This is a genomic window from Sphingomonas sp. SRS2 (assembly GCF_000971055.1).
Lineage (GTDB): Bacteria > Pseudomonadota > Alphaproteobacteria > Sphingomonadales > Sphingomonadaceae > Rhizorhabdus.
The window spans coordinates 1-7,928 of sequence record NZ_LARW01000070.1 but is presented as its reverse complement, the minus strand read 5'-3'; the positions used below and the strand labels follow the sequence as shown (position 1 = coordinate 7,928).

Genomic DNA, 7,928 nt, shown 5'->3' with positions numbered 1-7,928 from the left:
CTCCACAACCAACATCCCGATCTCGCCAACTGACAATCCAGTCGGCCGTTTAAACCATCGAAATGAGGGGTCCCTTTTAGACGCCGATCACCCCGCTAAGGGGGTCCTTTTTGCACGCCGATCTACAATCAATGTAGGGATTGCGGTCACATAGGGTGTTGAAAGCGCAGTGCGGAGCTGTCCCCATTTTGTTCCCAACGCATCCTCAAGCGGATCGTTAGTCGATCCAGGAGCTTTGAACACGACATGGTTTGCATTGAGGAAATCCTCATTGCTTATAGTCGGTTCACCATTCGATCCCACTTTAAGTGCTGGATGCGCACGACTAACAAGAACAAGATAAGTGCTTGTGTGGATCAACTCACTGCAAAGAGTTGGGTCAAGATCGAGCCGTCCGATGGCTAGATCTGCGAGACCATTGCTCAGCATATCTGCATAGTTTGATACGTTAGTTTCCGATATCGCAATGTCTATATTGCGCGCAATCTTGTTCATTATCGGCAAGATGAGAGGTAGAAACCGTATCGTGCCAACGTCGGTCATAAGCAAATGGAAGCGTCGCTTTGACGTCAGCGGATTGAAATCGGTGCTGGAAGTTAGGCCCGCACGCACGGTCGCCAATCCATCGTGAATGAAGGACGCCAGCAGTTCCGCCTTTGGCGTCGGCTCCATACCCAGAACTGTCCGCACGAAAAGCGGATCTTCGAAATGCTCGCGGAGACGATTGAGGGCATTACTGACCGCCGGCTGGGAAAGGCCGAGCTTGTCACCGGCGCGCGACACGCTGCGCTCGATACTGATCGCTTCAAAAACCCGAAGTAAATTCAGATCAAAAGTTCGCACATTTATCATAGGCCTTCAATATAGGCATGGTGAATATTTGTCGATACCTATATCATTTTGGCCCAGAAATGTGTGGCCACGCGCAACCCCATCCAGCTGAAGATGATATCATTATGCTGAATGGAGCTTCGTCAAACTATCAATTGGCTAACGGTCGCAAACGCTCCGATCATCTGACCGATCGGCGCAGTACTGAGCATCTGTTCATCTGCCGGTCGAAATGAAAGTCAGCAGAGGGGGGCAAGCGGCGTTTGCCTGTTAATCTCGCTGCTTTTGGATCGCTTAGAATGATCTCAACCAAGCAGAATATGGCGAGATGGAGAGGGCCTCATGAATCACTCGATATCCGGTTCGGCCTTCGACTCTCGTCAGGAGTGGAGGGCTGGCACCCCGTGCCTGATCGCTGCGATCGTCGGCTATGCTGTCGGTTTCGGCTTATTTTTCTTTACCGCTAATCTCTTCATCGAGCCGATGAGGACCGAGTTCTCTTGGTCGGCCAGCGAAGCCGCCTTTGCACCGTTGAGCGCAGTGATTGCAGCACTGCTGTTTCCTGTCACCGGTCGGCTGATCGATCGCTTTGGTCCACGGCCTCTGGCAATCATCGGCCTTGCCGGCTTAGCTGCCCAATATCTGATCCTCGCATTCGCCGATCTGAATGTTACCTTGCTCCGCCTGATCGCCGTGCTGATCGGCGCATCTGCTGCAAGCGCGGGCGCTGTGACAATCGGCCGTGGTGTCGCGAGTTGGTTTCGAATCAACGCCGGGGCTGCGATCGGGTGGGCAATGAGCGGAGCTACATTGGGAGGTGCGCTAGGCGTTCCCCTCGTCGGGCTCATGATCAGCCATTTTGGCTGGCGCGGAGCTTATGTCGGCATGGTCGGTCTCATCGTTGTTCTAGGCCTCCCAATTGTGGTTCTGCTCTTCAAAATGAGCAGCGAAGCGGAGGCTGCAAAGGCCGTTAAAACGCCAGATGGCGTGAGCCCGATAGCCGTTCCAGTGCGTGATCCGCGGTTCTGGCTGCTGACCCTTTCGCTGGCCGCGGCGGCGCTGCCGATCGGGATGTTGCTGAACCATCTTCAGCCGATATTGCTGGATCAAGGACTTGATGCCAGCCTGACAGTAGCGTTGGCGACCGTTTTTGCGGGGGCCGCTTTCGGCGGTCGCATCCTTACGGGCTATCTGCTTGATCGGCTTCCCCCGCTCGCGGTGGCGACGTCCTGCTTCGTGCTAGCCGCGATCGGCGCCTATCTCGTTTTCGTTTCGGCTTGGGGCGACGGCGCTGTGCCGGCCTCGGCAGGCTTGGCACTGGTCGGCCTTTCCTATGGTGCGGAAGCCAATTTCGCCGCTTACTTCGTGCTCAGATTTTTTGGGCTGGCACGCTTCTCGCTGCTGTTTGGCATTCAATCGATGCTGATTTCGCTCTGCATAGCGGTTGGCGGGTTTGCAACCGCCGTGGCGGCGGACCGGCTTGGCAGCTACGCCGATATCGCGACCCCTGTGCCCCTCGCCTTCGTTTGCGCCAGCGCTCTTATGGCGGCCCTGATCATCGTGACAAGCCGACGCGCCCCTGACCTCGAAGAGATCAGGGAAGATAGGCATGCCGCCGCAAGTTGAGGGTTATTCCCCGCTGAAGGGCAGCCGTTCGCGTGGTGAGGCACATCCGGAAAATTGTGATCGGCCGATTAGGCCACCGCACAGAGGAAATTAGACACAGAATAAAATAACGAGAAACTCAGGAGGAAGTGATGACCACCTTGAAGCACGTGTTTTTGACGGGAACGATGCTGGTCCCGATGGCCGTATCTGCACCGACTTACGCGCAACAGTTAAGCAGGAGCGATACCGTTTCCGCCACAACGTCCACAGATTCTTCGGATGGTATTGCAGATATCGTCGTCACTGCGCAGAAGCGGGTCGAACGCTTGCAGGATGTTCCGATCGCCGCGAACGTTGCCACGGCCGGCGCTCTTGAAAACGCAGGCATCAAAGACCTTCAGGCCCTTAATGCGGTGATCCCTGGCCTCAATATTACAACCACGCTCGGCTCATTTCAGCCCGCGATCCGCGGCATCAGCACATCGAGCGACGTCGTCGAGAATCCCGTCGCTCTCTATATCGATGGCGTCTACATTCCGCAGCAGCGCGAGGGATTGCGGGATCTTGCCGACGTCGATCAGATCACGGTTCTGAAAGGCCCGCAGGGCACGCTGTTCGGTCGAAACGCGACCGCTGGCGTCATCCAGATAACGACGCGGCGGCCAAGTTCCGATCCCCACGGCGAACTCAGCGTGGGGATCGACTTATATTCGACGATGCGGGCAAGCGCCTATGTGACGGGGCCACTGGCCGGAAACGTGGCCGGAAGCCTTTCGGCATCCTATGCTAGGCAGGGGGAGGGGTGGGGCAAAAGCCTCACCACAGGGCGCGACGAGTATCGGCTCACACACAGCCTGTCGCTACGCGGAAAGTTGCTTGCCACACTTGGTGATCGTACCGAGGTCACCATCATCGGCGATTATCTGACGCGTCGGGATACAGGTGCAGTGTATCAGCCCTATCCAGGAACGCGATTTGCTTTTCCGGGCTTTGGTCCTGTAACGAACCGCTATCAGAGCTATAATGGCACACCTGGCTATAACAATTTCCGCGGCGGTGGAGCCAGCGTCACGATCAATCATGATCTGGATTTCGCCCGCCTGATCTCGATCACGTCTTATCGTCATGGACGGGGCGGCTATCTTTTCGACCTCGACAATGTCGCCGCACCGTTCATCAGTGCCCAGGCGGTTGCCCCCAACGAGAATTATACCCAGGAGCTGCAGCTTATATCGCCAGATGGCGGCGCGTTGAAATGGGTGACGGGTGCATTCTATTTCCACAATGACCAATCTTTCACGCCACTCACGCGGCTGTTCACCGGCCCATTCACCCCATTGCCGACCTCGACCGCGTCATTGTCATCATTTGGCAGGGAGGTCTCCGAGTCGATCGCCCCCTTCGCGCAAGTAGACTATGAAGTCGTACCGCGAGCGACGATCACCGCGGGTATTCGCTATACCTATGAGAAGCGCTCGCTCTCCGGACGAACGGTAATCATCAACCGCGCCGGCGCGACCACGACCATTCCGAGCAACACCCCCGATCTCACCGTAAAGAAGCCGACATGGCGACTGGCTTTGAGCTACAAGCTTCCGGAAAATACGCTGCTCTATATGTCCTATAATCGCGGCATAAAGAGCGGCGGGTTCAATATCGCTACGCTGACCAATCCGGCTTATCTTCCGGAAACACTCGATGATTACGAAGTCGGCATCAAGACACGGCTCTTCGACAATCGCCTGCAATTCAATGTGAACGGCTTCTATTATAAATATCGCAACCTACAGGTCACGACCTTTGTCGGCGTCACCCAGGTGGTCGCGAATGGGGCGGCCGCCAAATTATATGGCCTGGATGCCGATTTCCAGGCGCGGCTGTCGAGCAAGTTCAGCGTTAGCGGTGGCCTGGAGATTATGCATTCGGAGTTCACCGACTATCCAAATGCAGTGATCAGCAGGCCGAATCCGGCGGGTGGAAGCATTCTTGCACCCGGTAGCGCTGCGGGGAACAGACTGCCGCTCGCGCAGAAGTTCGTCGGCTCGCTTTCCGGCGATTATGACACGGAACTGGGTGGCGGCAGGGTCCATCTCAATGTCACCGGAACCTATAACGGAGACTATTATTTCGAAGCTGACAATTTTATCAGGCAACCCGCCTACCTGATGCTCAATTCCTCTATAAAGGTAACGATGCCTGGCGACAGACTGAGCTTCATTATTTCAGCGAACAACTTGCTGAATGAATCGGTCTTGTCCAGAAACGTGACGCAGGCTTTCGCTTATTTTGTCAATTACGGAACAGCGCCGAGAACCGTATCCTTGACCGCGAAATTGGCGTTTTGATGCTTAGCGCCTGACACGTGCGATATCATTAAATCTGACAATCATCTCTGTTCGATCAGCTGCAAGAAGATGTGCCGGGCTCGCGACTAACGAAGATGGCGCAGCCCGGCGGCCAAGCACTGGATGATGCACGATCGACGAGGCTTGAGGAAACAATGGGAATGAATGGCCCCGAATATACAGAACTGCCGGAACGCGCCGCCAAGATCATGGCGAACTTTCTTCCCCCGGAGGACAAGATCGCCGAGCGCATGAAGCAGTTCGCTCATGTCCAGCCACGCGCGGAGGACAAGGAAGGCGACACTGAGATCATCGACGGCGTGACCTTCACGCATCACTTCGTCGATGCGCCCGGCGACTATGAGATGGTTCGCTGGCACTATGTAGAATGTGGTAACAGGGAAGCCGAGAAGATCGTCTTCCTCCATGGCATCCCGGACTCCTGGTATGAGTGGAGCCACCAGATGGCGGCCTTCGCCGGCGACTATCATTGCATCGGCGTCGATCTGAAAGGCTATGGCCAGTCCGACAAAAAGGGCGGCAACTATCAGCACGAGGCTGCGTCGGAACAATTGTGGACGATGCTGCAGCAGATCGGCGTGACGCAGTTCAATGTCGTCACCCATGATCGTGGCACGGTCCAGGCCGATTTCATCGCCGCCAACCACCCCGAAAGCGTCCTGCGCTACGCTCGTGGCGAGCAACATCTGTACAATTTCCACCCGTCGCTCGCACCGCAAGGCGACCTGTTCATGGATGCGCCTTATAACGGCATGCTGGACGACCCGAAGCGGTTGGTCCTGTGGGCCTACACCTGGCTCACCACACGCCCGATCCCGGACGAGGAGATGGAGCGCGTCATCCAGGAATTTTCCTATGACGGAATCCGCAAGGCGGTCCCGCGTTATTTCAATAGCTCGACCTTCCGTCAGGAATGGCTCGCCCGCCGGGATCGGTTGATGGCGGCGTGGAAATGCCCGGTGATGATCCTGCAAGGCCATGACAGCAAGACGCAGCCGCGCGAGTTCTACGACGATGTCGAGCGGCATATGCCGAACGCCAGATCAGTGACGGTGCGGATCATCCCGGGCGGCCATTTCTGGTCGAAGGAAAGCCCCAAGGAATCAATCGAGGCGATCCGCGAGCTGCTGAAGATGTAGCGGTCTGGCGGTGGGACGGAGCTCGCATGGTGACGTTTCGTCCGCGCCGCCCGACGTACTGCGGACACATCTCCTGTCGATTTGTCCCGCGAAGGAACGATTGCAATGACGAACATCAATGAAGGGAGCGTCGATAATCTGGTTATCGGCGAGATCCAGAATCTAATCCAGCGCGAGCGGCGCGCACGCGATTTCCAGGACTGGACCGAAATGGCCGAATGCTATCATAGCGATGCGGAGGTCGAGATTTCCTGGTTCCGCGGCAGTGCCGCCGATTTCGTGGCAGGGAGCCGGAAAATCGCGGCCGCCGGCACACGGTCCATCCACCAGATGGCACCATCCGTGGTCACCCTTCGCGGTAATCGGGCCCTTTCCGACACCGGATGCGAGATCCACATCCTCACCACAGTCGATGGGATCGATATGATCGTTTCGAGTCAGGCGCGCCTTCTGTCGCGGGTCGAGCGGCGCGATGGGCGATGGCTGTTGTCCAGCTTCCGCACGCTCTATGTGTGGGACACGCTGACACCGGTGCGCCCGTCCCGATCGCCCGAGCTGGACGAAGACGAATTGCAGCGACTTCGACCGTCCTACCGCCATCTTGCCTATGTGATGGGCCGGCTGGGGCACCCCTTTCCCGATACACTGCCGGGCGTTGACGATCCGGCGACCGAGCGCGCGTTGCGCGAAAAGGAAGACGTCTGGTTTGAAGCCGGTAACGGAGAATGATCTCGATGGACACCCGCCCACATCGACAGGCGACCGCCGTTTAGCAGGTTGTCCGGACGGGTGTCATGTCTGGCCGATTCAATCCGGGCGCGAAGCTTGCGATACAGAGTTTGGCGGATGAGCTGTCTGTCAGCCAGGCGCGGTACACGAGGCGCTATCCCGCATGGTCGCCGAACAGTTGTTCATCCCGCGCGACCAGGGGGTCATTGTCGCATCGCTCTCAATCGATGACCTTGAAGATCTGACCGGTCTGCGTTGCGATCGAGACGATTTGCCTTCGGCGATTGGCAGAACGGGGCGATATAGATTGAGGAAATGGGCATTCTTGCCGCTGCGCACCGTCTGCGGGCAACCACGTCCGTTCTTTCGGCTCAGCCGAGGCGAATAGATCCCGATTGATCGCCGCGCACGCGGCTTTTCACGCTGCCCTCGTCGCTGGATCGGGAAGCCGTCGTCTCCTGGGGCTGCACTCGCAACTCTACGAGCAGTCCGAACGCTACAGGGGCTGTCGGCCCACTTGGACATGGACCGCGATATCGGCGACGAACATGAAAAATCGCTGACTTTGTGCTCAAGCGCTATGTCGAGAGTCTAGTGGCGGTCTGTCTCGATCATATCCGCATAACAACCGGCCTGATCGTTCATTCCACTGGGCACCGGGTTGATTAGTAGCATCGGTCGAAGTTTCCGACCTTCTTCGACAATTTCCTCACCATCGCCGTGCTGCTGTTCGCCTAGGCGATCGTCATCATTACCTTCTTCATCCTCGCGGTGCAGATGTTCGTCACGATAATCGAGTTCAAGCTGACATCGCTAGCCGGCTTCATCCTCGTGCCATTTGCGCTCTGGAAGGACCGGCTTCCTGGCCGAAGGCCGGCAACGTCGTCTGGTCCGGCATCAAGGTGATGGTCCTCGCCGTCATCGTTGGGATCGGCTCGAACTTCTTCACCTAGTTCGCGACGCACTGCAGGGTCAGGAGCCGGACATCGGACAGGCGCTTAGCTTTATGCTCGAGGCCCTTCGCAGGCTCATCTAGAGGTGACGCTTACCCGGAAGGGAAGTGAGCTCAGGATCGCTCTGCGCGGTGATGTCGGCGATGCTTACATTCGCCTCAAATAAGAAAAGCCTAGTCCCCTTTCGGGGGCCGGGCATATTGGCGACTTGTTGTCGCTGGTATCGATGGTTGCGGGGACAGGATTTGAACCTGTGACCTTCAGGTTATGAGCCTGACGAGCTACCGGGCTGCTCCACCCCG

5 protein-coding genes and 2 pseudogenes are annotated in these 7,928 nt (G+C 57.1%); 6 read left to right on the top strand and 1 reads right to left on the bottom strand.

The window, feature by feature from the left end; genetic code table 11:
* Nucleotides 1-87: 87 nt before the first annotated feature.
* Nucleotides 88-843, bottom strand: coding sequence for a LysR family transcriptional regulator (locus WP12_RS24025; protein ID WP_160299191.1), 756 nt, complete (start codon nucleotides 841-843; stop codon nucleotides 88-90).
* Nucleotides 844-1,173: 330 nt separating this feature from the next.
* Between WP12_RS24025 and WP12_RS07750 the strand changes: the two genes are divergently transcribed.
* The 6 genes and pseudogenes from WP12_RS07750 to WP12_RS24015 all read left to right on the top strand — a co-directional run.
* On the top strand, nucleotides 1,174-2,457 hold the full coding sequence (locus WP12_RS07750; protein ID WP_046193139.1) for an MFS transporter: 1,284 nt from the start codon (nucleotides 1,174-1,176) through the stop codon (nucleotides 2,455-2,457).
* Between the two features lie 131 nt (nucleotides 2,458-2,588).
* Complete coding sequence (locus WP12_RS07745; RefSeq protein WP_084691029.1) at nucleotides 2,589-4,784, top strand: TonB-dependent receptor; 2,196 nt, start codon at nucleotides 2,589-2,591, stop codon at nucleotides 4,782-4,784.
* Nucleotides 4,785-4,945: 161 nt separating this feature from the next.
* Nucleotides 4,946-5,944: an alpha/beta fold hydrolase gene (locus WP12_RS07740; protein ID WP_200894477.1), complete on the top strand. Its 999-nt coding sequence runs from the start codon at nucleotides 4,946-4,948 to the stop codon at nucleotides 5,942-5,944.
* A 105-nt stretch (nucleotides 5,945-6,049) separates the two neighbouring features.
* On the top strand, nucleotides 6,050-6,673 hold the full coding sequence (locus WP12_RS07735) for a nuclear transport factor 2 family protein (RefSeq protein WP_052730270.1): 624 nt from the start codon (nucleotides 6,050-6,052) through the stop codon (nucleotides 6,671-6,673).
* A gap of 389 nt (nucleotides 6,674-7,062) precedes the next feature.
* Nucleotides 7,063-7,236, top strand: a pseudogene (locus tag WP12_RS26445) (hypothetical protein); the annotation flags it as partial.
* Nucleotides 7,237-7,357: 121 nt separating this feature from the next.
* Nucleotides 7,358-7,694 (top strand): annotated as a pseudogene (locus tag WP12_RS24015) (type IV secretion system protein); the annotation flags it as partial.
* Nucleotides 7,695-7,928 lie beyond the last annotated feature (234 nt).

Coding starts and splice junctions, on each gene's coding strand:
- WP12_RS07750 (WP_046193139.1), top strand. CDS start 1,174: ATGAATCACTCGATATCCGGTTCGGCCTTCGACTCTCGTCAGGAGTGG.
- WP12_RS07745 (WP_084691029.1), top strand. CDS start 2,589: ATGACCACCTTGAAGCACGTGTTTTTGACGGGAACGATGCTGGTCCCG.
- WP12_RS07740 (WP_200894477.1), top strand. CDS start 4,946: ATGAATGGCCCCGAATATACAGAACTGCCGGAACGCGCCGCCAAGATC.
- WP12_RS07735 (WP_052730270.1), top strand. CDS start 6,050: ATGACGAACATCAATGAAGGGAGCGTCGATAATCTGGTTATCGGCGAG.